The sequence below is a fragment of the Phytopseudomonas flavescens genome (assembly GCF_900100535.1).
Taxonomy (GTDB): Bacteria; Pseudomonadota; Gammaproteobacteria; order Pseudomonadales; family Pseudomonadaceae; genus Aquipseudomonas; species Aquipseudomonas flavescens.
Map to the genome: position 1 here is coordinate 270,808 of NZ_FNDG01000002.1, position 24,325 is coordinate 295,132.

The 24,325-nt window shown below is 64.5% G+C and carries 23 protein-coding genes; 19 read left to right on the forward strand and 4 right to left on the reverse strand.

Annotated features, from left to right (window positions below; all coding sequences use genetic code 11):
- Window positions 1-122 precede the first annotated feature (122 nt).
- Window positions 123-1,010, forward strand: a complete 888-nt coding sequence (locus tag BLR94_RS03380) for a polyprenyl synthetase family protein (protein ID WP_084303259.1) — start codon at window positions 123-125, stop codon at window positions 1,008-1,010.
- A 10-nt stretch (window positions 1,011-1,020) separates the two neighbouring features.
- On the opposite strand, the gene BLR94_RS03385 is transcribed toward BLR94_RS03380, so the two are convergent.
- Entirely contained in the window at window positions 1,021-1,488 is a 468-nt protein-coding gene (locus BLR94_RS03385) for a hypothetical protein (RefSeq protein ID WP_084303258.1), read from the reverse strand.
- 239 nt (window positions 1,489-1,727) lie between these two features.
- Between BLR94_RS03385 and BLR94_RS03390 the strand changes: the two genes are divergently transcribed.
- Both BLR94_RS03390 and BLR94_RS03395 read left to right on the forward strand, forming a co-directional pair.
- Entirely contained in the window at window positions 1,728-2,240 is a 513-nt protein-coding gene (locus BLR94_RS03390) for a sigma-70 family RNA polymerase sigma factor (RefSeq protein WP_084303499.1), read from the forward strand.
- Window positions 2,234-3,184 (forward strand): FecR domain-containing protein, encoded by a 951-nt coding sequence (locus BLR94_RS03395; protein WP_090423648.1) that lies wholly within the window; start codon window positions 2,234-2,236, stop codon window positions 3,182-3,184. The genes BLR94_RS03390 and BLR94_RS03395 overlap by 7 nt, the downstream gene beginning before the upstream one ends.
- Window positions 3,185-3,243: 59 nt before the next feature.
- On the opposite strand, the gene folE is transcribed toward BLR94_RS03395, so the two are convergent.
- Both folE and gap read right to left on the reverse strand, forming a co-directional pair.
- Window positions 3,244-3,807 (reverse strand): GTP cyclohydrolase I FolE, encoded by a 564-nt coding sequence (folE, locus tag BLR94_RS03400; RefSeq protein WP_084303257.1) that lies wholly within the window; start codon window positions 3,805-3,807, stop codon window positions 3,244-3,246.
- A gap of 187 nt (window positions 3,808-3,994) precedes the next feature.
- Window positions 3,995-4,996 carry a type I glyceraldehyde-3-phosphate dehydrogenase gene (gene gap / locus BLR94_RS03405; RefSeq protein WP_084303256.1) on the reverse strand — a complete coding sequence of 334 codons (1,002 nt, stop codon included), beginning with the start codon at window positions 4,994-4,996 and terminating at the stop codon, window positions 3,995-3,997.
- A gap of 134 nt (window positions 4,997-5,130) precedes the next feature.
- Between gap and edd the strand changes: the two genes are divergently transcribed.
- From edd to BLR94_RS03455, 10 genes are all read left to right on the forward strand, one after another.
- On the forward strand, window positions 5,131-6,960 hold the full coding sequence (gene edd / locus BLR94_RS03410; protein WP_084303255.1) for a phosphogluconate dehydratase: 1,830 nt from the start codon (window positions 5,131-5,133) through the stop codon (window positions 6,958-6,960).
- Entirely contained in the window at window positions 6,957-7,922 is a 966-nt protein-coding gene (locus tag BLR94_RS03415) for a glucokinase (RefSeq protein WP_084303254.1), read from the forward strand. The genes edd and BLR94_RS03415 overlap by 4 nt, the downstream gene beginning before the upstream one ends.
- Window positions 7,923-7,975: 53 nt before the next feature.
- On the forward strand, window positions 7,976-8,707 hold the full coding sequence (locus BLR94_RS03420) for a response regulator (RefSeq protein WP_084303253.1): 732 nt from the start codon (window positions 7,976-7,978) through the stop codon (window positions 8,705-8,707).
- Complete coding sequence (locus BLR94_RS03425; RefSeq protein ID WP_084303252.1) at window positions 8,697-10,154, forward strand: ATP-binding protein; 1,458 nt, start codon at window positions 8,697-8,699, stop codon at window positions 10,152-10,154. Before BLR94_RS03420 ends, BLR94_RS03425 begins: the two co-directional genes overlap by 11 nt.
- Window positions 10,155-10,311: 157 nt before the next feature.
- Window positions 10,312-11,544 (forward strand): D-mannose isomerase, encoded by a 1,233-nt coding sequence (locus BLR94_RS03430; protein ID WP_084303251.1) that lies wholly within the window; start codon window positions 10,312-10,314, stop codon window positions 11,542-11,544.
- Window positions 11,545-11,657: 113 nt separating this feature from the next.
- A complete protein-coding gene (locus BLR94_RS03435; protein WP_084303250.1) occupies window positions 11,658-12,926 on the forward strand; it encodes an ABC transporter substrate-binding protein in 1,269 nt (422 codons plus the stop codon).
- A gap of 146 nt (window positions 12,927-13,072) precedes the next feature.
- The gene (locus tag BLR94_RS03440; protein WP_084303249.1) at window positions 13,073-13,981 is read left to right on the forward strand and encodes a carbohydrate ABC transporter permease; all 909 of its coding nucleotides are present in this window, start codon (window positions 13,073-13,075) and stop codon (window positions 13,979-13,981) included.
- Window positions 13,974-14,804 (forward strand): carbohydrate ABC transporter permease, encoded by an 831-nt coding sequence (locus BLR94_RS03445; RefSeq protein ID WP_084303248.1) that lies wholly within the window; start codon window positions 13,974-13,976, stop codon window positions 14,802-14,804. Before BLR94_RS03440 ends, BLR94_RS03445 begins: the two co-directional genes overlap by 8 nt.
- Before the next feature lie 29 nt (window positions 14,805-14,833).
- Entirely contained in the window at window positions 14,834-15,982 is a 1,149-nt protein-coding gene (locus tag BLR94_RS03450) for an ABC transporter ATP-binding protein (RefSeq protein WP_084303247.1), read from the forward strand.
- Window positions 15,983-16,074: 92 nt separating this feature from the next.
- Window positions 16,075-17,304 (forward strand): maltoporin, encoded by a 1,230-nt coding sequence (locus tag BLR94_RS03455; RefSeq protein WP_084303246.1) that lies wholly within the window; start codon window positions 16,075-16,077, stop codon window positions 17,302-17,304.
- Window positions 17,305-17,389: 85 nt separating this feature from the next.
- Here BLR94_RS03455 and BLR94_RS03460 read toward each other — a convergent pair whose 3' ends face one another.
- Window positions 17,390-18,259 carry a MurR/RpiR family transcriptional regulator gene (locus tag BLR94_RS03460; RefSeq protein WP_084303245.1) on the reverse strand — a complete coding sequence of 290 codons (870 nt, stop codon included), beginning with the start codon at window positions 18,257-18,259 and terminating at the stop codon, window positions 17,390-17,392.
- Window positions 18,260-18,425: 166 nt separating this feature from the next.
- Here BLR94_RS03460 and zwf point away from each other — a divergent pair, with 166 nt between their 5' ends.
- The 6 genes from zwf to BLR94_RS03490 all read left to right on the forward strand — a co-directional run bounded on the left by zwf (window position 18,426) and on the right by BLR94_RS03490 (window position 24,227).
- Window positions 18,426-19,895 carry a glucose-6-phosphate dehydrogenase gene (zwf, locus tag BLR94_RS03465; RefSeq protein WP_084303244.1) on the forward strand — a complete coding sequence of 490 codons (1,470 nt, stop codon included), beginning with the start codon at window positions 18,426-18,428 and terminating at the stop codon, window positions 19,893-19,895.
- On the forward strand, window positions 19,882-20,595 hold the full coding sequence (gene pgl / locus BLR94_RS03470; protein ID WP_084303243.1) for a 6-phosphogluconolactonase: 714 nt from the start codon (window positions 19,882-19,884) through the stop codon (window positions 20,593-20,595). The genes zwf and pgl overlap by 14 nt, the downstream gene beginning before the upstream one ends.
- 23 nt (window positions 20,596-20,618) lie before the next feature.
- Window positions 20,619-21,278, forward strand: a complete 660-nt coding sequence (locus BLR94_RS03475; protein ID WP_084303242.1) for a bifunctional 4-hydroxy-2-oxoglutarate aldolase/2-dehydro-3-deoxy-phosphogluconate aldolase — start codon at window positions 20,619-20,621, stop codon at window positions 21,276-21,278.
- A gap of 61 nt (window positions 21,279-21,339) precedes the next feature.
- Window positions 21,340-22,965 carry an NADP-dependent glyceraldehyde-3-phosphate dehydrogenase gene (locus BLR94_RS03480; protein WP_084303241.1) on the forward strand — a complete coding sequence of 542 codons (1,626 nt, stop codon included), beginning with the start codon at window positions 21,340-21,342 and terminating at the stop codon, window positions 22,963-22,965.
- 73 nt (window positions 22,966-23,038) lie between these two features.
- Window positions 23,039-23,857, forward strand: a complete 819-nt coding sequence (locus BLR94_RS03485; protein WP_084303240.1) for a shikimate 5-dehydrogenase — start codon at window positions 23,039-23,041, stop codon at window positions 23,855-23,857.
- A 211-nt stretch (window positions 23,858-24,068) separates the two neighbouring features.
- Complete coding sequence (locus tag BLR94_RS03490; RefSeq protein WP_084303239.1) at window positions 24,069-24,227, forward strand: DUF3309 family protein; 159 nt, start codon at window positions 24,069-24,071, stop codon at window positions 24,225-24,227.
- Window positions 24,228-24,325 lie beyond the last annotated feature (98 nt).

Genomic DNA, 24,325 nt, shown 5'->3' on the forward strand with positions numbered 1-24,325 from the left:
TCCAACATTACGAAGCAGCTTCAGTTGCGGTCATTTCAATGTCAGGATCCTTCTGCCGTGGCCTTGCCGTACGCGAAAAGCGTGTCCAAGTATTGCCGGAATACAGAAGAAGAGAGGGAACGATGTCAGCCTATGCGACTGCAACGATCGACAGCGGATTCACCGAACACCTGGCGCTGCTGCGCCGATCCATCGAGGCCAGGATGGACGCCTTGCTACCGGCCGTCAGCAACGAACGGGACCTGGTAGCCGCTGCCGTTCGTGACGGTGCGCTGGCACCCGGCAAGCGCATGCGTCCCCTGTTGCTGCTGCTCGCGGCCAATGGCCTGGGCGCCGACCAGCAGCAGGCCCTGGATCTTGCCTGTGCCGTGGAAATGATCCACGCAGCGTCCCTGATCCTCGACGACATGCCCTGCATGGACGACGCTCAGGTGCGCCGTGGCCGGGCCACGGTGCACCTGGCGTTCGGTGAGGATATCGCCATCCTCGCGGCTGTCGCCTTGCTGGCCCGGGCCTTCGGGGTGGTCGCGTCGATCGAGGGGCTGAAGCCGCTGGTGCGCACCCAGTTGGTGGAGATCGTCGCCCGTACGGTCGGCTCGCAAGGCCTGGTGCAGGGGCAGTTGCAGGACTTGCGCGACGGCAAGCATGCACGTTCGGAAGAAGAAATCGCCGAGACCAACACCCTCAAGACCGGCGTCCTGTTCAGCGCGATCATGGACATGGCCTACCTGATCAGCGCTGCGCCGAAACCGCTGCGCGGTGTATTGCAGCGCTTCGCCGTCGAGCTCGGCCATGCCGTACAGCTCTACGACGATCTGCAGGACGCCAACCCCAACAATGCCAAGGACCAGGGCAAGGACGATGGCAAATCGACCTTGCTGGCCTTGTATGGAGAGGAGCGGGTGCGTGAACGCCTCGAGGGGCACCTGGCGCGTGCCCGGATGTGCCTGGACCAAGCCTACGGGGGCGACCCCTACATCGGCCGCTTCCTGGGCATGCTGTTCACCTGAACGCCGAGACCTAGCGAGGCAGGGCCTCGAGCGCGCGCTGCAACTCGCCGGCATCGCTGAAACGTTGCTGGCGAATCACCCTGCCGTCTTCGAGCTCGAGCCACTGCACGGTTTCCCGGTCGCCTTGATAGCGGCTCGCGACCCTGCCGGTCTGGTCGAGCATGATGCGGTACTTCGCCGAGCGCATGGCCGGCACGGCGACCATTTTCGCCAGAGAAGGCATCTTCTCGATGTCCGCGACGTAGACGACGTGGCGTTCTTGCAGAAAGCCTTGCGGCTTTTCTTCCAGTGCGCCGTTCACCAGGCGCGCCGTCGACATGCTGCGTGCGACCAGCACCACGCGGGCCGCGTTATCCAGGGTATAGGGGTTCTCGAACTGATCCAGCAGTGTCCAGGGGGTCGAGGCGTTCACGGGGGCATCGGCAGCCCAGGCAGACCAGGACATGATGCTCAACAGCAGGAGGGAGAAACACTTCATGGCAGGCCGCTCTGTCGAAAACTCGCAGCACAATAGAGTGCGGGGAAGTCGTTGCCAAATATTTTGCGGTGCTGGGGGCGACCCCGGGCCGTGGATTTCCGGGTGAGCCACGTGCTGGCGGTGTTGCCATCGCATGAACGGGGCGATCAGGGCGCTTTAAATCCATGCGCAAGGCTACCGTTCGGGTCAGTTGTTAATTAGAATCGATCTCGTTATTGGTTTCCGTAATGGTGTTCTGCATGGTCGGTTCGGCTGTATCAAGTGAGCGGGCTTTTCACGATCTCTACCGTGATCATCGCAGTTGGTTGGAGCAGTGGTTGAGCCGGCGCATGGGTAATGGCTGGGACGCTGCCGATCTCAGCCAGGACGCCTTCATGCGCGTACTGGCAGGCTCGCAGACGATCGCCGACCTGCAGGAACCGCGTGCCTACCTGAAAACCATCGGCAAGCGTCTGCTGATCAACCTCCACAAGCGGCGCAGCCTGGAGCAGGCTTATCTCGATGCGCTGATGCAATTGCCCGAGGCCAGCGCGCCGTCCCCGGAGCAACGCTGGCTGGTGCTCGAAACCCTGCAGGCCCTGGACGAGCTGCTGGACGGCCTGCCACGGGTGGTACGGCGCGCCTTTCTGCTCAGCCAGCTCGAAGGGCTGGGCTACCGCGACATCGCCGAGCGGCTCGAGGTGTCCGAGCGTAGCGTCAAGCGCTACATGGTGCAGGCCTACGAGCACTGCCTGTTGGTCGAGCTGTGCTGAACCGCGAGGTCAGCGAGGATACCCGGCGGATCGCGCGCTCTGCCGCACGCTGGCTGGCGCTGATCGAATCCGGCGAGGCCGGTGAGCGGGAGCATGCCGCGCTGCAGCGCTGGCGCGACCACAGCGTTACCCATGAGTACGCCTGGCAGCGCATCCAAGCCCTGCGTTCGCGCTTCGACGGACTGCCACCGGAGCTGGCCATGGCCAGCCTTAACCGCCCTGACCAGGGCCGTCGACGCCTGCTCAAGGGCATGCTCGGAGTGGCCGCGCTGGCGCCCTCGGCCTGGCTGGTGAGCCACGAACTGCCCATCGATGCCTGGCGGGCGGACCTGTCCACCGGCACCGGCGAGCGCCGCAGCCTGTCCCTGGCCGATGGCGCCGTCCTGGAACTCAATACCGCCTCGGCGGTGAATCTCGACGCTGGCCGGCGGCAATTGACCCTGGTACGCGGTGAGATCGCCTTGCGCGTTGCCGGCACCACGCCCTTCATCATCGACACCACTCAGGGCAGGGCGACGGTCAATGCCGGGCAGATCTGCGTGCGCCAGCAGGGCGATGCATGCGAATTCTCGCTGTTCAGCGGTGCGGCACAGCTATTGCCAACGCGCTACGACACACTGGCGTTGCGTCCTGGGCAGCGGGTGCGCCTGCGCGATGGCGCTGTCGAATCGACACAGGCCTTCGACACCGATGTGCCCGGCTGGCGTGACGGCGTGTTGATGGCCAACGACCAGCCGCTGGGTGATTTCCTGCGTGAGCTGGATCGTTATCGGCCCGGCATCCTGCGCTGGTCGCCAGCCCTCGAATCGCTGCGTGTCACGGGCAGCTTCCGCCTGGCCGACACCGATGCCATCCTCGATCTGCTCGCCGCCAGCCTGCCGCTGACCGTGCAGGCCCGCACCCGCTACTGGGTGACCCTGACGCCCCGCGAACGCGCCGTCTGACGGTATGGCGGCAGTGGCTACTGCGAAAAGTCAGCTGCCCCACGGCAACTGCGTGGGACTCAGTTGTTGACCAGGCTGAGGAACTCGCTGCGGGTCGCGGCGTTTTCGCGGAACTCGCCGAGCATCACCGAGGTGACCATGGAGGAGTTCTGCTTCTCCACACCGCGCATCATCATGCACATGTGCTTCGCCTCGATGACCACCGCCACACCAAGGGCGCCGGTGACCTGCTGGACCGCTTCGGCGATCTGCCGGCTCAGGCTTTCCTGGATCTGCAGGCGACGGGCATACATGTCGACGATGCGCGCCACCTTGGAGAGCCCCAGCACCTTGCCGTTGGGGATATAGGCGACATGGGCCTTGCCGATGAAGGGCAGCAGGTGATGCTCGCACAGCGAATAAAGCTCGATGTTCCTGACTACCACCATCTCGCTGGCTTCAGAGCTGAACAGCGCACCGTTGGTGACTTCTTCCAGCGTCTTCGCATAGCCATTGCACAGGTACTGCATGGCCTTGGCAGCGCGTTTGGGCGTGTCGAGCAGGCCTTCGCGGGAAACGTCTTCGCCCAGTTGGCCGAGGATCGCGGTGTAGTGCTGTTCGAGTGTGTTGCGGCTAGAGTCCATGCGGCTTCCAGTGATGTTCGGATGACAAAGTACCTGCTGCCTGCCGACCCGGCTGGCGAGGCCGACCAGAGCGATCTGGCGTCAATGGCCGGCATTGAGGTTCAAGGGGGCGGCAATTGTAATCCGCTCGCGGCGAATTACCGAGCCTTAATGCCGCTCGGTCTTCGCTGCGCTGGTCAGCGCCGGCTCAGTTGGCCGCGTGGGCAGCCAGACAGGTGTCGAGCATGCGGTTGGAGAAGCCCCACTCGTTGTCGTACCAGGCCAGTACCTTGACCAGCCGGCCGTGCACCTTGGTGTGGTTGGCGTCGAAGATCGACGACAGCGGGTTGTGGTTGAAGTCGCAGGACACCAGCGGCAGTTCGTTGTAGCCCAATACCGGCGACTGCTGGCTGGCGGCGCGCAGCAGGGCATTGATTTCCTCGGCGCTGGTGTCGCGCTGCACCTGCACCGTCAGGTCGACCAGCGAGACGTTGATCACCGGCACGCGCACTGCCATGCCGGTCAGGCGACCCGCCAGCTCCGGCAGCACCAGACCGACCGCTTCGGCCGCGCCGGTCTTGGTGGGAATCATCGATTGGGTGGCCGAGCGCGCGCGGAACGGGTCGCTGTGATAGACGTCGGATAGGTTCTGGTCGTTGGTGTAGGCGTGGATGGTGGTCATCAGCCCGCTCTCGATGCCCAGTTCGCGCTGCAGCACCTGGGCGACCGGCGCCAGGCAGTTGGTGGTGCAGGAGGCGTTGGAGATGACCTGGTGGCTGGCGCGCAGATTGTCGTGGTTGACGCCGTAGACCACCGTGGCATCGGCACCTTTGGCGGGAGCGGAGATGATCACCTTGCGAGCGCCTGCAGTCAGGTGTGCGGCAGCCTTGTCGCGGTCGGTGAACAGGCCGGTACACTCGAAGACCACGTCGACGTCGAGATCTTTCCAGGGCAGGTCCGCCGGGTTGCGGATGGCGCTGACAGCGATCCGGTCGCCATTGATGATCAGGTGCTGCCCCTCGACTTCGACGGACACATCGAAAATGCCGTGTACGCTGTCGTATTTGAGCAGGTGTGCATTGATCGCACTGTCACCCAGGTCGTTGATGGCGACGACCTGCAGCCGTTGCCGGTAGCTCTGGGTATAAAGTGCACGAAGCACGTTGCGGCCGATACGACCGAAACCATTGATGGCGATTCGCAGAGTCATGGCAGGTTGCTCCCTCGGTTTGTTGTTTTAAAAACAATATTGTTCTGAGTAAAGTAGTAAACCAGCATCTTTGCTGTCAGTATTTTGATAAAAATACAATTCTAAAAGCTACCTGTTAGCCTGGAGCCGATACCATGCACCCCCGCATCCTCGAGGTAACTGACCGCCTGATCGCCCGCAGCCGGGCCACCCGCGAGCGCTACCTGGCGCAGATGGCCGCTGCTGACAGTGATGGTCCGCACCGCGGTGCGCTGCAATGCGCCAACTTTGCCCATGGCGTTGCCGGCTGTGGCTCGACCGACGACAAGCAGCGACTGCGCCTGATGAACGAGGCCAACGTCGGCATCGTCACCGCCTACAACGACATGCTCTCGGCCCACCAGCCCTACGAACATTACCCCGAGCTGATCAAGCAGGCGCTGCGCGCGGTGGGCTCGGTCGGCCAGGTGGCGGGTGGCGTGCCGGCCATGTGCGACGGCGTGACCCAGGGCGAACCGGGCATGGAGCTGAGCCTGGCCAGCCGCGAAGTGATCGCCATGTCCACCGCCGTGGCGCTGTCGCACAACATGTTCGATGCGGCGATGCTGCTGGGCATCTGCGACAAGATCGTCCCCGGGCTGATGATCGGCGCCTTGCGTTTCGGCCACCTGCCGATGATCTTTGTGCCGGGCGGGCCGATGCCCTCAGGTATTCCCAACAAGGAAAAGGCCGAGGTCCGCCAGCTCTACGCGGAAGGCAAGGCGACCCGCGAGCAGTTGCTGGAGTCGGAGATGAAGTCCTACCACAGCCCCGGCACCTGCACCTTTTACGGCACCGCCAACACCAATCAGGTGGTAATGGAAATCATGGGCCTGCACTTGCCGGGCTCGTCCTTCGTCAACCCGTACACGCCGCTGCGTGACGCGCTGACCGCCGAGGCGGCGCATCAGGTGGTGCGCCTGACCCGCCAGGGTGGCGAGTACACGCCGCTGTGCCGGATCATCGACGAGAAGGCCATCGTCAACTCGGTGGTGGCGCTCAACGCCACCGGCGGCTCGACCAACCATACCCTGCACATTCCGGCCTTTGCCCGTGCCGCCGGCATCCAGTTGACCTGGCAGGACATGGCTGACCTGTCCGCCATCACGCCGACCCTGGCCAAGGTCTACCCCAACGGTCAGGCCGACGTGAACCACTTCCATGCCTGCGGTGGGGTGCCCTTAATGGTGCGCACGCTGCTCGATGCCGGGCTGCTGCACGAAGATGTCTACACCGTCGCCGGCCATGGCCTGTCGCGTTACACCCAGGAGCCGTTCCTCGGCGACAATGGCCTGGTCTGGCGCCAGGGCCCGGAGCAGAGCCTGGACCGCAATATCCTGCGTGGCGTGCCGGAAGCGTTCTCGCCGGAAGGCGGGCTGCGCGTGCTCAAGGGCAACCTCGGCAATGGTGTGGCCAAGGTCTCGGCAGTGGCAGCGGAGCACCAGGTGGTCGAGGCCCCGGCGCGGGTATTCGAGACTCAGGTGGATCTCGCCGAAGCCTTCAAGGCCGGCGAGCTGGAGCGCGATTTCATCGCGGTGGTGCGCTTCCAGGGCCCCAAGGCCAACGGTATGCCGGAGTTGCACAAGCTCACCCCCTACCTGGGTATCCTTCAGGATCGCGGCTTCAAGGTGGCGCTGGTTACCGACGGGCGCATGTCCGGTGCTTCCGGCAAGGTGCCGGCGGCCATTCACGTCAGCCCGGAAGCCTGGGATGGCGGGCCGCTGGCTCGGGTGCGCGACGGTGACGTGATTCGCGTCGATGGCGTGCAGGGGCACTTGCAGATTCTGGTCGACGAGATCGAATGGGCCGCCCGCGATTCGGCGCTGCGTCCGCAAGGCACCGGCGTCGGTTGCGGCCGCGAGCTGTTCGCTTTCATGCGCGCCGCGTTCAGCCCGGCGGAAGAGGGCGCCAGTGCCTTCACCGCAGAACTGGACTCGCTGCGATGAGTCTGGCGCTGGTTGGCGACATTGGCGGCACCAACGCGCGCTTCGCCCTGTGGCGTGACGAACGCCTGGAGTCGGTGCGTGTATCGGCCACTGCCGATCACGCCACCGTCGAGCAGGCTATCCAGGCCTACCTGGCGGCCGAGGGCCTGGCGCTCGGTGAGGTGGAGACCATCTGCCTGGCCTGTGCCGGCCCGGTCGAAGTGGATCCCTTTCGCTTCACCAACAACCCATGGCGCATCGACCGTGCGACGTTTCGTGCCGAACTGCAGGTGCGCGAGCTGCTGCTGATCAACGATTTCTCCGCCATGGCGCTGGGCATGACTCGCCTGCGGGCCGATGAATACATCAGCGTCTGCCCTGGCGTGGCGCAGCCGCAGCGCCCGGCCGTGGTGATCGGCGCCGGCACCGGCCTTGGCGTCGGCACGCTGCTGGCGCTGCCGGATGGCAGCTGGCACGCGCTGCCGGGCGAGGGCGGGCATGTCGACCTGCCGGTGGGCAGCGCCCGCGAGGCATTGATCTGGCAGGCCTTGCATCGCCAGCTCGGGCATGTCAGCGCCGAGGCCGGTGCGCTCAGTGGCAACGGCTTGCTGGCGCTGTACCGTGCGACCTGCGCGGTGGACGGCCAGCCCGCCGCGCTGCAGAGCGCGGCCCAGGTGACTCGCGCCGCGCTGCAGGGCGAGCCCCTGGCGGTCAACGTGCTGGAGCAGTTCTGCTGCCTGCTCGGCCGGGTCGCCGGCAACAACGTGCTGACCCTCGGGGCGCGTGGCGGTGTGTTCATCGCCGGCGGCATGGTGCCGCGTTTCGCCGACTTCTTCATGGCCAGTGGCTTCTCCAGCAGCCTGCGCGACAAGGGCTGCATGAGCGATTATTTCGATGACCTGCCGGTCTGGCTGGTGACTGCCGAATACCCTGGCCTGGTGGGCGCGGGGGTGGCCGCACAACAACACCTCCTACGGAGTTAGCAGGCAAATAGCGTGTCCAAGCATCGCTGATAACAACAACAAGGATTATCGATGTGAGAGCTGGAAAATCCATCCTGCTGGTCGACGATGACCAGGATATTCGTGAACTGCTGCAAACCTACCTGGGCCGTGCCGGCCTGCAGGTGAACGCCGTGGCGGATGGCGCCGGGTTTCGCCAGGCGCTGTGCGAAGGCGGCGCGGACCTGGTGATTCTCGACGTCATGCTGCCCGATGAAGATGGCTTCAGCCTGTGCCGCTGGACGCGCGGGCACCAGCGTTTCGCCCAGGTGCCGATCATCATGCTGACCGCCAGTTCCGACGAGACCGACCGGGTGATCGGCCTTGAGTTGGGGGCCGACGACTACCTCGGCAAGCCGTTCAGCCCCCGCGAACTGCTGGCGCGTATCAAGGCGCTGCTGCGCCGCGTGCACTTTTCCCAGGAGCGCGGCGCGGATGTACTGGCGTTCGATCAATGGCGCCTGGATATGGTCAGCCACCGGTTGTTCCACCGCGACGGTGAAGAGGTGCTGCTGTCCGGCGCCGACTTCGCGCTGCTCAAACTGTTTCTCGATCACCCGCAACAGATCCTCGATCGCGACACCATCGGCAACGCTACCCGCGGGCGCGAGGTGATGCCGCTGGAGCGCATCGTCGACATGGCCGTGAGCCGCCTGCGTCAACGCTTGCGCGACACCGACAAGCCGCCGCGGCTGATCCGTACCGTGCGCGGCAGTGGCTACCAACTGGCCGCCACCGTCAGTGCCCAGGCCGGCAATGCGCGTTGACTGGCGTCGGCTGTTGCCGATTCCCCGGTCGTTGCTGGGGCGCATGGTGTTGCTGACCCTGCTATCGGTTTTGGTCGCCCAGGCACTGTCCAGCGCCATCTGGCTGTCCCAGCTGCGCGCCACGCAGCTCGAAGGGCTGGTGACCACGGCGCGCAGTCTGGCCCATTCGATGTCGGCCAGTGTGCGTTACTTCCGCTCGCTGCCGGTGGCCTACAGGCCGATGGTCCTCGACCAATTGCGCAGCATGGGCGGCACGCGCTTCGTGGTCAGCCTCAATGACCGGCCACTGTCGATGCATCTGTTGCCGGTCACGCCGCGCAAGCAGGCGGTGATCCAGGCGGTGAGCGAGGTGCTGCGCGCGTCGCTGGGCAACGCTGCGGACATTTCCGTGACCTTCGTCAGCCCGGATGACTTGCGGATCTTCAATGGCGGCCTGAAGCTCGACGAGTTGCCGCGCTCCTGGGCGCATTACGCGCTGACCCTGGAGCCGGTCAATCCGCCGGTGCTGGTCACGCAGATCCAGCTGGCGCCTGGCGAGTGGCTGTATATCGCCTCGCTGCTGCCGGAACCCTATACCAGCCTCGAGGAGCCGGTGCTGCCGACCCAGCAGCTGTGGTTCATTCTGCTCAGTAGCGGCTTCCTGCTCTTGTTCATCGGCATCCTGGTGCATTGGCAGAGCCGGCCACTGAAGCGACTGGCGCGGGCCGCTCGGCACATGTCCCTGGGCGCCGACGTCGAACCGGTGCTCGAGGGCGGTGGCCGTGAAGTGGTCGAGGTGGGCCGGGCGTTCAATGCCATGCGCGAGCGCATCAGCCGTTACCTGACCGAGCGTGCCCAGCTGTTCAGCGCCATTTCCCACGACCTGCGCACGCCGATCACGCGCCTGCGTCTGCGCGTCGAGCTGCTCGACGACGAGGCGCTGCAGACCAAGTTCGGCCGGGACCTGGACGAGCTGGAACTGCTGGTCAAGGGCGCCTTGCAGTGCGTCAAGGACACCGACATCCACGAAAACATCGAGCCCGTCGACCTCAACCTGCTGCTGCACTGCCTGGTCGAGCCCTACCTGGCGCCGGCTGGCAACGGACGGGTCACCCTGTATGGCCAGGCACGCGCCGCCTACCTGGGCAAGCCCTTGGCGTTGCGGCGCTGCATCGGCAACCTGATCGACAATGCCCTCAAGTACGGCCACACGGCGCACCTGCACGTCGAAGACGACGAGGCTGCCTATGTGCTGCATGTCGACGACGAAGGGCCAGGTGTCCCAGAGCAGCGCCTGGAGCAGGTCTTCGAGCCGCACTTCCGTTTGTCCGGGCAGCAGCAGGGCTACGGCCTGGGGCTGGGCATCGCGCGCAATATCGCCCACAGCCATGGCGGCGAGGTGAGCCTGCAGAATCTGCGTGAGGGCGGGCTGCGGGTGACGCTGCAACTGCCGCGGTCGCCGGAGTGAATGTCACCAGATGGTGACGAAGCGACCGGCCTTCGTTACTTGGGTGACGGGCAGCCGCCGTTAGACTCTTGCCATGAGCGCCGAGGGGATTGGTGGGTGGATGAAGCGTCACCCACCCTACGGTTCAAGCATTTATCGTTTGCACGGAATAACAACAATGAAAACACCTGCACTGCCCTCCGACAGCTGGCTGGCGCAACCCCCTCATCGCGCCTGGCTGAACGCCGAAGGCATGCGGCTGCTGCCGTTCGCCAGCGCCTCGCGCGTGGCGCAGGGCTTTGCCGCGCTGGACGGCCAGGGGCGACTGCCTGCGGATGCCAGCGCCGAGCTGATGCACACCAGCCGCATGACTCACTGTTTCGCCCTGGCCCATATCCAGGGTATTCCCGGCTATGCCCATCTGCTCGATCACGGCATCGCCGCGCTGCAGGGCGACTTGCGTGACGAACGGGCTGGCGGCTGGTTCGCCGACGCCAGTCGCAAGGGCGACAAGTCAGCCTACCTGCATGCTTTCGTGGCCCTGGCCGCCAGCTCTGCGCAGGCTGCCGGCAGGCCCGGAGCCGAGGCGCTGCTGGCCGAGGCGATCGGCATTATCGAGCGGCATTTCTGGTGCGAAGAGGAGGGCGCGCTGCGCGAGAGCTTCAGCAGCGACTGGTTGCAGGAAGAGGCCTACCGCGGTGCCAACAGCAACATGCACGCCACCGAGGCGTTTCTCGCCCTGGCGGATGTCACCGGTGATGCCCTCTGGCTACAGCGCGCGCTGCGTATCGTCGAGCGCCTGATCCACCATCACGCGGCCTCCCGGGGCTATGTGGTGGTCGAGCATTTCGACCCGCAGTGGCAGGCCTTGCCCGAATACAACGCCGATAACCGTGCCGACCCGTTCCGGCCCTATGGCAGTACGCCGGGGCACAGTTTCGAGTGGGCGCGTCTACTGTTGCACCTCGAAGCCGCGTTGGCCCGAGCCGGCCTAGACGCGCCCGACTGGCTGCTGGAGGATGCCCGTGGGCTGTTCGCCAGCGCCTGTCGCGATGCCTGGCATGCCGATGGCGCACCAGGGTTGGTCTACAACCTCGACTGGCTGGGGCGCCCGGTGGTACGCGCGCGGCTGCACTGGGTGCAGGCCGAGGCCTGTGCCGCCGCCGCGGCCTTGCTGCGACGCACGGGGGAGGCCATCTACGAGCAGTGGTATCGACGGTTCTGGGAGTTTGCCTGCAGCCATTTCATCGACCTGCAAAATGGCAGTTGGCACCACGAACTCGACAGCGACAACCATCCGGCCTCCAGCATCTGGCCTGGTAAGCCCGATCTCTATCACGCCTACCAGGCCGTTCTGCTGCCGCGTCTGCCGCTGGCGCCGAGCCTGGCCTCGGCATTGGCAGCCATGTAACGAGGTGGTGACATTCGCGCATCCCTTCGTTACCTGGCTGCCGGCAAAGCCTGATTACACTCCATGCAACGCAAGCGCCACGACTTGCTGCTAACAACAAGAAAGGTACTTCGATGAACGCGATCACCCGTCTCGCCACTGCCGTTTCTCTCGCCTCGCTATTCCCGCTCGCTGCTCTGGCAGCCGACTCCAAAGGTACGGTCGAAGTCGTGCACTGGTGGACGTCCGGCGGCGAGGCTGCGGCCGTGAAGGTGCTGCGCGAGCTGGTCGAAAAAGACGGCTACACCTGGAAGGACAGTGCCGTGGCCGGTGGCGCGGGTTCTGCCGCGATGACCGTACTGAAGACCCGTGTGGTTTCCGGCAACCCGCCTGGCGCTGCGCAGATCAAGGGGCCGGATCTGCAGGAGTGGGGCGCGCTGGATCTGCTCGCACCGCTGGATGACGTCGCCACGGCCAACAACTGGGATGGCCTGCTGTCGAAGACCGTTGCCACCACCATGAAATACGACGGCCACTACGTCGCCGTGCCGGTGAACATCCACCGCGTCAACTGGCTGTGGATCAACCCGCAGGTCTTCAAGAAAGCCGGCATCGACAAGGCGCCGACCACCCTCGACGAGCTGTATGCCGCTGGCGACAAGCTCAAGGCCGCCGGCTTCGTACCCCTGGCCCATGGCGGTCAACCGTGGCAGGACAGCACCGTGTTCGAAGGCCTGGTGCTTGGCATCATGGGTGCCGAGGGCTACCACAAGGCATTCGTCGAGAATGACGAGGCGACCCTCACCAGCGAGCAGATGACCGAAGTGTTCACCGCGCTGAAAAAGCTCTCTACCTACATGGATGACAACCGCGCCGGCCGTGACTGGAACCTGGCGACGGCCGAGCTCATCGATGGCAAGGCCGGGATGCAGATCATGGGTGACTGGGCCAAGAGCGAGTGGACGGCCGCCGGCAAGGTCGCCGGCAAGGACTACCAGTGCGTGCCGATGCCAGGCACTGCCGGCAGCTACACCTACAACATCGACTCCCTGGCCATGTTCAAGCTCAAGAACGAGGGCGACATCGCCGCCCAGCACGCCCTGGCGCGCATCGCCCTGGAGCCCGAGTTCCAGTACGTGTTCAACGAGAACAAGGGGTCGATTCCGGTGCGTTCCGACCTCGACATGAGCAAGTTCGACAGCTGTGCCCAGGCCTCCATGAAGGATTTCCAGGCGGCCGACAAGAGCGGCAAGCTGGAGCCGAGCATGGCCCACAGCATGGCCACCAACCTGGCGGTGCAGGGCGCCATCTTCGACGTGGTCACCAATTTCATGAGCGACAAGAACGCCGACCCGAGCAAGGCCGGCGCGCAGATCAACGCGGCGATCAAATCCGCCCAGTAGGTTGATCCGGGCCGGTTAGCCGGCCCATTTCCTTAGCTCGCTAGATCGTGAACAGGTTCTTATCAGCAAAGCCTCCTTCGACCTGGCCTCGGTCCAGTCGCTGGCGGCGTTCGACCCGAATTTCATCTCCACACTGGTAACGCCCGATGAGTGTCACGACGGTAATCGGCAAGGCTTCACCCTTCGACGCGCTGCAGCGCTGGCTGCCCAAGCTGGTGCTGGCGCCGAGCATGCTGGTGGTGCTGGTCGGCTTCTACGGCTACATCCTCTGGACACTGGTGCTGTCGTTCACCAATTCCAGCTTCATGCCCAGCTACAAGTGGGTGGGTCTGCAGCAGTACGTGCGGCTGATGGACAACGACCGCTGGTGGGTGGCAAGCAAGAACCTGATGGTGTTCGGCGGCATGTTCATCGGCATCAGCCTGGTCATCGGCGTGTTGCTGGCCGTGTTGCTCGATCAGCGCATTCGTCGCGAAGGCTTCATTCGTACCCTCTACCTGTACCCCATGGCGCTGTCGATGATCGTCACCGGTACCGCCTGGAAATGGCTGCTCAATCCTGGCCTGGGACTGGACAAGATGTTGCGCGACTGGGGCTGGGAAGGCTTTCGCCTGGACTGGCTGGTGGATCAGGACCGGGTCGTCTACTGCCTGGTGATCGCTGCCGTGTGGCAAGCCTCGGGGTTCGTCATGGCGTTGTTCCTGGCTGGGCTGCGCAGCGTCGATCAATCGATCATCCGGGCCGCTCAGGTGGACGGCGCGAGCCTGCCGACCATCTACCTGCGCATCGTGTTGCCGAGCCTGCGGCCGGTGTTCTTCAGTGCGGTGATGATCCTCGCGCACATCGCCATCAAGAGCTTCGACCTGGTGGCGGCGATGACTGCGGGGGGGCCTGGTTACTCGTCCGATCTGCCGGCGATGTTCATGTACAACTTCACCTTCAGCCGCGGCCAGATGGGCATCGGCTCGGCCAGCGCGATGCTGATGCTCGGCGCGATCCTGGCGATTCTGGTGCCCTACCTCTACTCGGAACTGCGGGGCAAACGCCATGACTAGAGCCTTCAGCCCAAGCCGTGTGGCGATCTACGCCACCCTGTTGTTCGCCGCGGCGCTGTACCTGGTGCCGCTGATCGTGATGCTGCTGACCAGCTTCAAGACCCCCGAAGACGTGCGTGCCGGCAACCTGCTGTCCTGGCCCGATGCGTTCACCCTGATCGGTTGGGTCAAGGCCTGGGACGTGGTCGGTGGCTATTTCTGGAACTCGCTGAAGATCGCCGTGCCGGCCGTGCTGATTTCCACGGCGGTCGGTGCCCTGAATGGTTACGTGCTGTCGATGTGGCGCTTTCGCGGCTCGCAGCTGTTCTTCGGGCTGTTGCTGTTCGGTTGCTTCCTGCCGTTCCAGACGGTGCTGCTGCCAGCCTCGTTCACCCTCGGCAAGTTCGGCCTGGCCAACACCACCAGCGGCCTGGTGCTGGTCCACGTGGTGTATGGCATCGCCTTCACCACGCTGTTCTTCCGCAACTTCTACGTCAGCGTGCCGGATGCGCTGGTCAAGGCGGCGCGCCTCGATGGCGCGGGCTTCTTCACCATCTTCGGGCGCATCCTGCTGCCCATGTCGCTGCCGATCATCATGGTTTGCCTGATCTGGCAGTTCACCCAGATCTGGAACGACTTCCTCTTTGGCGTGGTGTTCGCCAGCGGCGACTCCCAGCCGATCACCGTGGCCCTCAACAACCTGGTCAATACCAGCACCGGGGCCAAGGAATACAACGTGGACATGGCCGCGGCGATGATCGCCGGGCTACCGACCCTGCTGGTGTACATCGTGGCGGGCAAGTACTTCCTGCGCGGCCTCACGGCCGGCGCGGTAAAGGGTTGAAAGCTGCGCTTTCACAAGTGGAGAAGTAAATGGCAACGCTCGAATTGCGCAACGTCAACAAGTCCTATGGCAGTGGCCTGACGGACACGCTCAAGCGCATCGACCTGAAGATCGATGCCGGGGAGTTCCTGATCCTGGTCGGCCCCTCGGGTTGCGGGAAATCCACCCTGATGAACTGCATCGCCGGGCTGGAGAGCATCAGCAACGGCGCGATCCTGGTCGATGACGCCGACATCAGCGGCATGAGCCCCAAGGATCGTGACATCGCCATGGTGTTCCAGTCCTACGCGCTGTACCCGACCATGAGCGTGCGCGACAACATCGCCTTCGGCCTGAAGATGCGCAAGATGGCCCCGGCGGCCATCGACGAGGAAGTGGCGCGAGTCGCCAAGCTGCTGCAGATCGAGCATCTGCTGGGGCGCAAGCCGGGGCAGCTGTCCGGTGGCCAGCAGCAACGCGTGGCCATGGGCCGGGCCCTGGCGCGGCGGCCGAAGATCTACCTGTTCGACGAGCCGCTGTCCAACCTCGACGCCAAGTTGCGGGTGGAGATGCGCACCGAAATCAAGCTGATGCACCAGCGCCTGAAGACCACCACGGTGTACGTCACCCACGACCAGATCGAGGCCATGACTCTCGGCGACAAGGTGGCGGTGATGAAGGAGGGCGTGATCCAGCAGTTCGGCACCCCGCAGCAGATCTACAACGACCCGTCCAACCTGTTCGTGGCCAGTTTCATCGGCTCGCCGCCCATGAACTTCGTGCCCGTGCAACTGCAGCGCCGTGCTGGCCAGGTGTGGGCAACGCTGACTTCGTCGGCCGGCAGCTGCGAACTGCCCCTCGGCCACCTGCCCGAGGGCACCGAGCAGCGCACGCTGCTGCTCGGTATCCGCCCTGAACAGATTCAGCCGGCCAGTGCGCCCGGTCAGGCTGCGTCACTGCCTGCCGTGGTCGAGGTCACCGAGCCCACCGGGCCGGACACTCTGGTCTTCGTCAGCGTGAATGACGCCAAGCTGTGCTGCCGCCTGGCACCGGACCAGGCACCGGAGATCGGACAGCACGTCGAGTTGCAGATCGATGCCTCGCGGGTACTGCTGTTCGATGCCGACAGCGGCGAGCGCGTACGCCCCGAAACTCACAGCGCTGCGCAGAGCAATGTCACCCAGTTAAAGAATCGTTGAGAAGGAGTCGGTCTCGCGAGTGCCGTCCTGGCCTCGGTTGTCCTGATGCCGGCATAAGAGCGGTAACAACAATAAAAACAGCAGGAGAGGGTATGAAACGATCAACGGGTTTCGGCCTGGCCATGGCGTTGGGTTCGCTGACGCTACCGGCCACGGGGATGGCACTGGAGTTCACCGGCTACGTGCGTAGCGGCGCCGGCAGCGCCGATGGCAATGGCCGGCAATCATGCTTCCAGCTGCCCGGGGCACAGTCCAAGTACCGTCTGGGCAACGAGTGCGAACACTATGCCGAGCTGGATCTGCGCCAGGATCTGTTCAGCCTGGACGATGGCTCGGTGCTGAGCATCGAGGGCATGGCGCAGCTCTACAACCAGTATGGCCACACGCCGAAATTCACCGGTGATCGTGGCACCGCGCGGATGAACCAGATGTACGCCGAGTGGAGCAACATGCCGGCGCTCAACGGTGGCTCGCTGTGGGCCGGGCGACGTTTCTACAAGCGAAACGACATCCACATCTCCGACTTCTACTACTGGAACCAGAGCGCCACCGGTTTCGGTATCGACGAGATGAAGATCGGCGATTACAAGTACAGCTACGTGTTCTCGCGCAAGGATAACTACGATCAGAAGCAGTACATCAACCGCCACGACTTCAACGTCGGCGGCTTCGTCCCCAACCCGGGCGGCGAGATCGAGGTGGGCGTCAGTTACATCGACAAGCCCGACAGCGACGATGCACACAGCGGCTGGGCGGTTACGGGCCAGCATGTGCAGAAGGACTTCCTCGGCCTCGGCGGTGACAACAAGCTGGCACTGCAATATGGCGAGGGGCCGGGAACCGGCCTGGGCTACACCGGCGATCCGACTCTCGATGGCGGCGCCAAGAGCTGGCGGGTGGTCGAATTCTTCGACTTCCAGGTGACCCCGCGTCTGGGCGGCCAGGTCCAGGCCGTCTACCAGAAGGACAAGCGTGATGACGGCGCCGACCAGGACTGGTGGTCCGTGGGCGGGCGTACCAGCTATGCCTTCACCCAGCAATTCAAGCTGGTCGGCGAGATCGGCCATGATCAGGTGGACGCCTCCGGCGGTACGCGCAAACTGAGCAAGTTCACCGTCGCACCGACCTGGTCACCGGCCGGCCCCGGCTTCTTCGAACGTCCGGAAATTCGTCTGTACTACACCTACGCCACCTGGAACAAGGCAGCGCAGGAAGCGGCGAATCTGTTGGCGGAAGGCTCGGCACTGTCCGACACCGGCGCGTTCGGCAGCGCACGCAACGGCTCAAACTTCGGGGTGCAGGTGGAGTACTGGTGGAAGTAAGGCCTCGAGCTGCAAGCGACAAGCCGCAAGTGAAAGCCGGCTACGATTCTGCAGTCACGCAACGCCAGCCTGCAGCTTGCAATGGCTACAGCGGCTCTTCGCTGGCCGGATAACGGCTGGCGTTGAGGCTTTCCTTGATCTTGCGCAGGTGTGGCTGGAAATCCACGCCACGGCGCAGGGTCATGCCCGTGGCCAGTACGTCGAGCACGGTGAGCTGGATGATCCGCGAGGTCATCGGCATGTAGATGTCGGTGTCTTCGGGCAGCGGGATGTCCAGGCTCAGGCTGCTGGCCTGGGCCAGGGGCGAACCGGCGGCGGTGAGGCCGAGTACCGACGCGCCGTTTTCCCGCGCCAGTCGCGCCACCTCGACCAGTTCGCGGGTGCGCCCGGTATAGGAAATGATCACGAACAGGTCGCCGGTATGGGCCACCGAGGCCAGCATCCGTTGCATCAGCACGTCGGCGTGGGCGGAGACCGCGAGGTTGAAGCGGAAGAACTTGTGCTGGGCATCCAGGGCCACCGGCGCCGAGGCGCCAAGGCCGAAGAAATGGATCTGCCGGGCCTGGATCAACAGGTCGACGGCGCGGCTGATCAACTGCGGATCGAGGCTCTGGCAGGCGCTGTCCAGCGACGCGATGGCACTGCCGAAGATCTTGCGGGTGTAGGCCTCGGGGCCGTCGTCCGCTTCCACGGCGCGGCTGACGTAGGCGGCGCCGCTGGCCAGGCTCTGCGCCAACTGCATTTTCAGCTCGGGGTAGCCGTTGACGCCGAACGAGCGGCAGAAGCGGTTCACCGTCGGTTCACTGACCTGGGCGGATTGGGCGAGGGCGGCGATGCTCAGGCGGGTAGCCTGCTGTGGGTTGTGCAGGATCACTTCGGCAACCTTGCGTTCGGCCTTGTTCAGGCTGTCGAGGCGGCCCTGGATCTGCTCGAGAAGATTGCGCACGCGGTCCATTGTTATCCTTGTCTGCTAAAACACCGGTCAATCGTACGATTGCCGCTGTCCACTGGCTATCGGGATCTGCAGATTGTAATTATGTTGTTCTTATTACTACATTAAGCCTTGTGCATCCCCGGATTAGCCGCTATCAATACCTTAACTTGATAGAAGAAAAAAGATCATGTCCGTGATTCCTGTTGAACCTTGTACGTTCGCTCTGTTCGGCGCCCTGGGCGACCTGGCATTGCGCAAGCTGTTTCCTGCCCTCTATCAGCTCGACCGCGCCGGGCTGCTGCACGAGGATACCCGGCTGCTCGCCCTGGCGCGCGAAGGCGGTGATCCCGGCACACACCTGGGCGCCATCGACAGTCACCTGCGCCGCTACCTGCCGGCCAACGAGCTGGACGAGGCGGTGATGCAGCGCTTCCAGGCGCGCCTGCGCTACCTGAGTATGGAGTTCCTGCCAGCCGACGCCTATCCGCAACTGGCCGAGGCGGTTGGCAGCGGGCGTCAGTTGATTGCCTATTTCGCCACGCCCGCCTCGGTATATGGCGGCATCTGCGCCAACCTCGCCGCGGTCGGGCTGGCCGAGGGCACCCGGGTGGTGCTGGAGAAACCCATTGGCCATGATCTGCAATCGTCCCGTGCGGTCAATGACGCGGTGGCGGCATATTTTCCGGAAACCCAGGTCTATCGGATCGACCATTACCTGGGCAAGGAGACGGTGCAGAACCTGATCGCCCTGCGCTTCGCCAACAGCCTGTTCGAGACCCAGTGGAACCAGAACCACATCACCCACGTGGAAATCACCGTGGCGGAAAAGGTCGGTATCGAAGGCCGCTGGGGCTATTTCGACAAGGCCGGTCAGCTGCGCGACATGATCCAGAACCACTTGCTGCAGCTGCTCTGCCTGATCGCCATGGATCCGCCCGGTGATCTCTCGGCGGACGCCATCCGTGACGAGAAGGTCAAGGTGCTCAAGGCCCTGGAGCCGATGACCCCGGAAGCCCTCAGCCGGCATGTGGTACGTGGCCAGTACGTGGCCGGCACCAGCGATGGCAAGCCAGTGCCGGGCTATCTGGAGGAGGAGAACTCCAACGCCCAGAGCGATACCGAGACCTTCGTCGCCCTGCGCGCCGATATCCGCAACTGGCGCTGGGCCGGTGTGCCGTTCTACCTGCGCACCGGCAAGCGCATGGCGCAGAAGCTGTCGCAGATCGTCATCCATTTCAAGGAACCGCCGCACTACATCTTCGCCCCCGAGCAGCGGCAGTTGATCGGCAACAAGTTGATCATTCGCCTGCAGCCTGACGAGAGCATTTCCCTGCAGGTGATGACCAAGGATCAGGGGCTGGACAAGGGCATGCAGTTGCGCAGCGGCCCGTTGCAACTGAATTTCTCGGCCACCTACCGCAGCGCGCGGATTCCCGATGCCTATGAGCGGCTACTGCTGGAGGTCATGCGTGGCAGTCAGAACCTGTTCGTGCGCAAGGACGAAATCGAGCATGCCTGGCAATGGTGCGATCAGTTGATCGCCGGCTGGAAGAAACTCGGCGACCCACCCAAACCCTACGTCGCCGGCACCTGGGGGCCGATGAGTTCCATCGCCCTGATCACTCGCGACGGGAGGGCCTGGTATGGCGATCTCTGACCTCGAATTCCCCGCAGGCGTGGCCGCCCGCAGTCACAGCGATGCCGGGCACCTGGCGGCTTCTCTGGCGCAAGCCGTGGCCGAGGCCCTGCGCGATGCCATCGACAGCCGTGGCCAGGCCACCCTGGTGGTGTCTGGCGGGCGCAGTCCGGTCGCCTTCTTCGAGGCGCTGGCCAGGCAGCCACTGCCCTGGGCGAAGGTACTGGTCAGCCTGGCCGACGAGCGTTGGGTGCCGGCCAGCCATGACGACAGCAATGAAGCGCTGGTGCGTCGGCACCTGTTGCAGGGCCCGGCTGCCGACGCGCGCCTGCTCGGGCTGTACCAGAGTGCCGGCAGCCTCGACGAGGCGGCGGCGCTCGCCGAGCAGACACTCCGCGACTTGCCGCCCATCGACGTACTGGTACTGGGCATGGGCAGCGACGGCCATACCGCCTCGCTGTTCCCGAACAGCCCCAACCTCGATGAGGCACTGCAGCCAGATTGCTCGCGCCGCTGCCTGCCGATGCTCGCACCCAGCGTGCCGCACCAGCGCCTGACCCTGAGCCTGCCGGTGCTCAGGGCCGCGCGCCGGCAACTGCTGTCCATCGAAGGGGCAGGCAAGTTGCATGTGCTGCAACAGGCGCTGCAGCAGGATGATGAAAAAGCCATGCCGATCAGCGCGTTTCTTCACGCGCCTTTGGAAATCTACTGGTGCCCCTGAGGTCTCAACAAGGATCAAACAACATGACACATGCCATCAGTCGCTCGGCCCCCAGCATGGCCGAGAAGATCGCCAGCATCGATGCACTCTGCGCGCGGGCGCGGATCATGCCGGTGATCACCATCGCCCGCGAGGAAGACATTCTGCCGCTGGCCGATGCCCTGGATGCCGGCGGCCTGCAGGTGCTGGAGATCACCCTGCGCTCGGCCCACGGGCTGACCGCCATCCGCCGCCTGCGCGAGGAGCGCCCGCACCTGTGCGTCGGCGCCGGCACGGTGCTGGATCGACACATGCTCGAGTCGGTGCAAGAGGCCGGTGCCCAGTTCATCGTCAGCCCCGGCTCCACCGACGAACTGCTGCGTGCGGCCCTGGACAGCCCGGTACCCATGCTGCCTGGCGTGTCCAGTGCCTCGGAGATCATGGTCGGCTATGCCCTCGGCTATCGCCGCTTCAAACTGTTTCCGGCGGAAGTCTGCGGTGGCACCGCCGCACTCAAGGCCCTCGGCGGCCCGTTCGGCGATATCCGCTTCTGCCCGACGGGCGGTGTCGGCCCCGACAACCTGCAGCGCTACATGGCCCTCGGCAACGTAATGTGTGTCGGTGGCAGCTGGATGCTGGACAACTCCGCCGGCTGGGACAAGGTCCGCCAGGCGAGCGCCGAGGCCCTGGCGCTGCTCAACTGAGTCAATCCATTTCGTGACAGCCCGTGCCGTGGTGCCGGGCTTTCTCCGTCGAGGAGCTCCCATGTCCCGTCCGTTCGACCCCGCTGCGCTGTTTCCCCGCCTGCACGACATCCCCGAAGCCTACCGCCCCGATGCGCCGGTCGAGCAGCGTGAATACCTGGTTGGCGGCGAGTTGCGCCACTGGCAGGGGCCGCTGGCCCAGGTACGCAGCCCCATCTACCTCGCCGAGGAGCAGGGCGAGCGCCAGGTGGTGCTCGGCAGTACGCCGCTGCTCGACGCCGATGCCGCCCTGGCCGCGCTGGATGCTGCGGTCGCGGCTTACGATCATGGCCAGGGGCAGTGGCCCAACCTGCGCGTCGCCGAGCGCATCGCCCATGTCGAGGCCTTTCTGGCCCGTATGCGCGAGCAGCGCACCGCGGTGGTCAAGCTGCTGATGTGGGAGATCGGCAAGAACCTCAAGGACTCCGAAAAGGAGTTCGACCGTACCTGCGATTACATCGTCGACACCATCGGCGCGCTCAAGGAACTGGATCGGCGTTCCAGCCGTTTCGAACTGGAGCAGGGCACCCTGGGGCAGATCCGCCGCGTGCCGCTGGGGGTCGCGTTGTGCATGGGGCCGTACAATTACCCGCTGAACGAAACCTTTACCACGCTGATTCCGGCGTTGATCATGGGCAACACCGTGGTATTCAAACCGGCCAAGTTCGGCGTCCTGCTGATGCGCCCGTTGCTGGAGGCGTTCCGCGACAGCTTCCCGCCAGGGGTGATCAATATCATCTACGGCCGTGGGCGCGAGACGGTGAGCGCCTTGATGGAAAGTGGCAAGGTCGACGTATTCGCCTTCATCGGCACCCACAAGGGGGCCAGCGACCTGAAGAAGCTGCATCCCAAGCCCCATCGCCTGCGCGCGGCGCTGGGCCTGGATGCCAAGAACCCGGGCATCGTGCTGCCCGATGTGGATCTGGACAACGCGGTGAGCGAGGCGCTGACCGGTGCGCTGTCGTTCAATGGCCAGCGTTGCACGGCGCTGAAGATCCTCTTCGTTCACGAGGATGTACTGCAGCCCTTTCTCGACAAGTTCAGCGCCGGTCTGGCCAAACTCAAGCCCGGCATGCCCTGGGAGACGGGGGTCGCGCTGACGCCGCTGCCCGAGCGGGGCAAGGTGGAGTACCTGAAAACGGTCATGGCCGATGCCCTCGACAAGGGCGCGAAGATCATCAACCCGGGCGGCGGCGAACACCGCGAGAGCTTCTTCTATCCGGCGCTGCTGTGCCCGGTGACGCCACAGATGCGCCTGTATGGCGAAGAACAGTTCGGCCCGCTGGTGCCGGTCGTGCCGTACCGGGACCTCGAGCAGGTGATCGATTACGTGCTGCAGTCCGATTTCGGCCAGCAGCTCAGCCTGTTCGGCACCGATGCGCAGCAGATCGGCCGCCTGGTCGACGCCTTCGCCAACCAGGTCGGCCGAATCAACATCAACGCCCAGTGCCAGCGCGGGCCGGACACCTTCCCGTTCAACGGTCGCAAGGATTCCGCCGAGGGCACGCTGTCGGTGCACGACGCCCTGCGCACCTTCTCGATCCGTACCCTGGTGGCGACCCGTTTCACGGACGACAACAAGGCACTGGTCAGCGAAGTGATCCGTCAGCGTTCGTCGAATTTCCTGACCACCGATTACATTTTCTAACGGCCTGCAAAGTCTCGCGCGCTGGAGCAATGCCTGCGCGCGGCAGACTTTGGACGGTTCCGGGGTTTTTTGCATGACACTCAGCATCAGCAAGGACACCCGCCTGTGCATGTCGCTGTCCGGGCGGCCAGGCAATTTCGGTACGCGTTTCCAGAACTACCTGTACCGGGAACTGCAACTGGACTACCTGTACAAGGCGTTCACCACCACCGACCTGCCGGCTGCCATTGGCGGTATCCGTGCCCTGGGCGTTCGCGGCTGCGCGGTGTCGATGCCGTTCAAGGAAGCCTGCATCGAGCACCTTGACGCCTTGCACGAGTCGGCCGCGACCCTGCAGTCGGTCAATACCATCGTCGCCGACGACGGCCACCTGACCGGCTACAACACCGATTACAGTGCAGTGGTGCATCTGCTCGCGCAACACGGCGTACCCCCGAGCAGCCACTACGCGCTACGCGGCAGTGGTGGCATGGCCAAGGCGGTGGCCTGCGCATTGCGCGACAGTGGCTTCGGCAATGGCGACATCGTCGCCCGCAACGAGGTGGCGGGCAGGGCGCTGGCGGCGCAGTGCGCGGTGAACTGGTGCGCCGCACTGGACGACAAGCCGGCAGACCTGCTGGTCAACGTCACGCCACTGGGCATGCGTGGCGCGCAGGCCGAGCAACTGGCCTTCGACGAGCGCGCCGTTGCTGCCGCGCAGTGGGTATTCGACGTGGTCGCCGTGCCGGTGGAAACGCCGTTGATCCGCCTGGCCCGCTCGTTGGGCAAACCGGTCATCACCGGTGGCGAGGTGATCGTCCTGCAAGCCGTGGAGCAGTTCGCCCTGTACACCGGGGTGCGCCCCGATGGCGAACTGATCGAACGTGCGGCACGCTTCGCTCTGACCGAATAGGGCCTTCGTCGGGCGATATGCCCACCCCTCTAGCGTCCAGGTTCAGCGCCCGAGTCGCCCCGGCCGACTTAAAGTTTGCACTTTCCGTTTCCCTGCCAAGTCGTAAAAGATGTAGGGCATGGCCCTGCATCCGAACGGATGCCTGCACAGGCTTCTGATGCCAGGCGGACCACCTCGAGTGGCCCGTCGACAGATACGCAAGGAGATAGCCATGGGCTTGGGAACCATACTACTGATCGTTCTGATCCTTATGCTGGTCGGCGCCATTCCGGCGTGGCCACACAGCCGCAGTTGGGGCTACGGGCCCACCGGGGGGCTCGGCTTGGTGCTGGTGATCGTGCTGGTGCTGCTGCTACTCGGTTACCTGTGAGCCAGCGCCTGCGTCACTGACGCAGGCATCGCTGTCGGCGGCGCCTGCCGCTGATGGCTCTGGCTTCTACTCGTTGCACACCCCGTTTCATTCCCGTC

Coding starts and splice junctions, on each gene's coding strand:
- BLR94_RS03390 (WP_084303499.1), top strand. CDS start 1,728: ATGGTCGGTTCGGCTGTATCAAGTGAGCGGGCTTTTCACGATCTCTAC.
- BLR94_RS03385 (WP_084303258.1), bottom strand. CDS start 1,488: ATGAAGTGTTTCTCCCTCCTGCTGTTGAGCATCATGTCCTGGTCTGCC.
- BLR94_RS03485 (WP_084303240.1), top strand. CDS start 23,039: ATGACACTCAGCATCAGCAAGGACACCCGCCTGTGCATGTCGCTGTCC.
- BLR94_RS03480 (WP_084303241.1), top strand. CDS start 21,340: ATGTCCCGTCCGTTCGACCCCGCTGCGCTGTTTCCCCGCCTGCACGAC.
- BLR94_RS03430 (WP_084303251.1), top strand. CDS start 10,312: ATGAAAACACCTGCACTGCCCTCCGACAGCTGGCTGGCGCAACCCCCT.
- BLR94_RS03455 (WP_084303246.1), top strand. CDS start 16,075: ATGAAACGATCAACGGGTTTCGGCCTGGCCATGGCGTTGGGTTCGCTG.
- BLR94_RS03440 (WP_084303249.1), top strand. CDS start 13,073: ATGAGTGTCACGACGGTAATCGGCAAGGCTTCACCCTTCGACGCGCTG.
- folE (WP_084303257.1), bottom strand. CDS start 3,807: ATGGACTCTAGCCGCAACACACTCGAACAGCACTACACCGCGATCCTC.
- BLR94_RS03435 (WP_084303250.1), top strand. CDS start 11,658: ATGAACGCGATCACCCGTCTCGCCACTGCCGTTTCTCTCGCCTCGCTA.
- edd (WP_084303255.1), top strand. CDS start 5,131: ATGCACCCCCGCATCCTCGAGGTAACTGACCGCCTGATCGCCCGCAGC.
- BLR94_RS03490 (WP_084303239.1), top strand. CDS start 24,069: ATGGGCTTGGGAACCATACTACTGATCGTTCTGATCCTTATGCTGGTC.
- BLR94_RS03450 (WP_084303247.1), top strand. CDS start 14,834: ATGGCAACGCTCGAATTGCGCAACGTCAACAAGTCCTATGGCAGTGGC.
- pgl (WP_084303243.1), top strand. CDS start 19,882: ATGGCGATCTCTGACCTCGAATTCCCCGCAGGCGTGGCCGCCCGCAGT.
- BLR94_RS03380 (WP_084303259.1), top strand. CDS start 123: ATGTCAGCCTATGCGACTGCAACGATCGACAGCGGATTCACCGAACAC.
- BLR94_RS03425 (WP_084303252.1), top strand. CDS start 8,697: ATGCGCGTTGACTGGCGTCGGCTGTTGCCGATTCCCCGGTCGTTGCTG.
- BLR94_RS03475 (WP_084303242.1), top strand. CDS start 20,619: ATGACACATGCCATCAGTCGCTCGGCCCCCAGCATGGCCGAGAAGATC.
- BLR94_RS03445 (WP_084303248.1), top strand. CDS start 13,974: ATGACTAGAGCCTTCAGCCCAAGCCGTGTGGCGATCTACGCCACCCTG.
- gap (WP_084303256.1), bottom strand. CDS start 4,996: ATGACTCTGCGAATCGCCATCAATGGTTTCGGTCGTATCGGCCGCAAC.
- BLR94_RS03460 (WP_084303245.1), bottom strand. CDS start 18,259: ATGGACCGCGTGCGCAATCTTCTCGAGCAGATCCAGGGCCGCCTCGAC.
- BLR94_RS03415 (WP_084303254.1), top strand. CDS start 6,957: ATGAGTCTGGCGCTGGTTGGCGACATTGGCGGCACCAACGCGCGCTTC.
- zwf (WP_084303244.1), top strand. CDS start 18,426: ATGTCCGTGATTCCTGTTGAACCTTGTACGTTCGCTCTGTTCGGCGCC.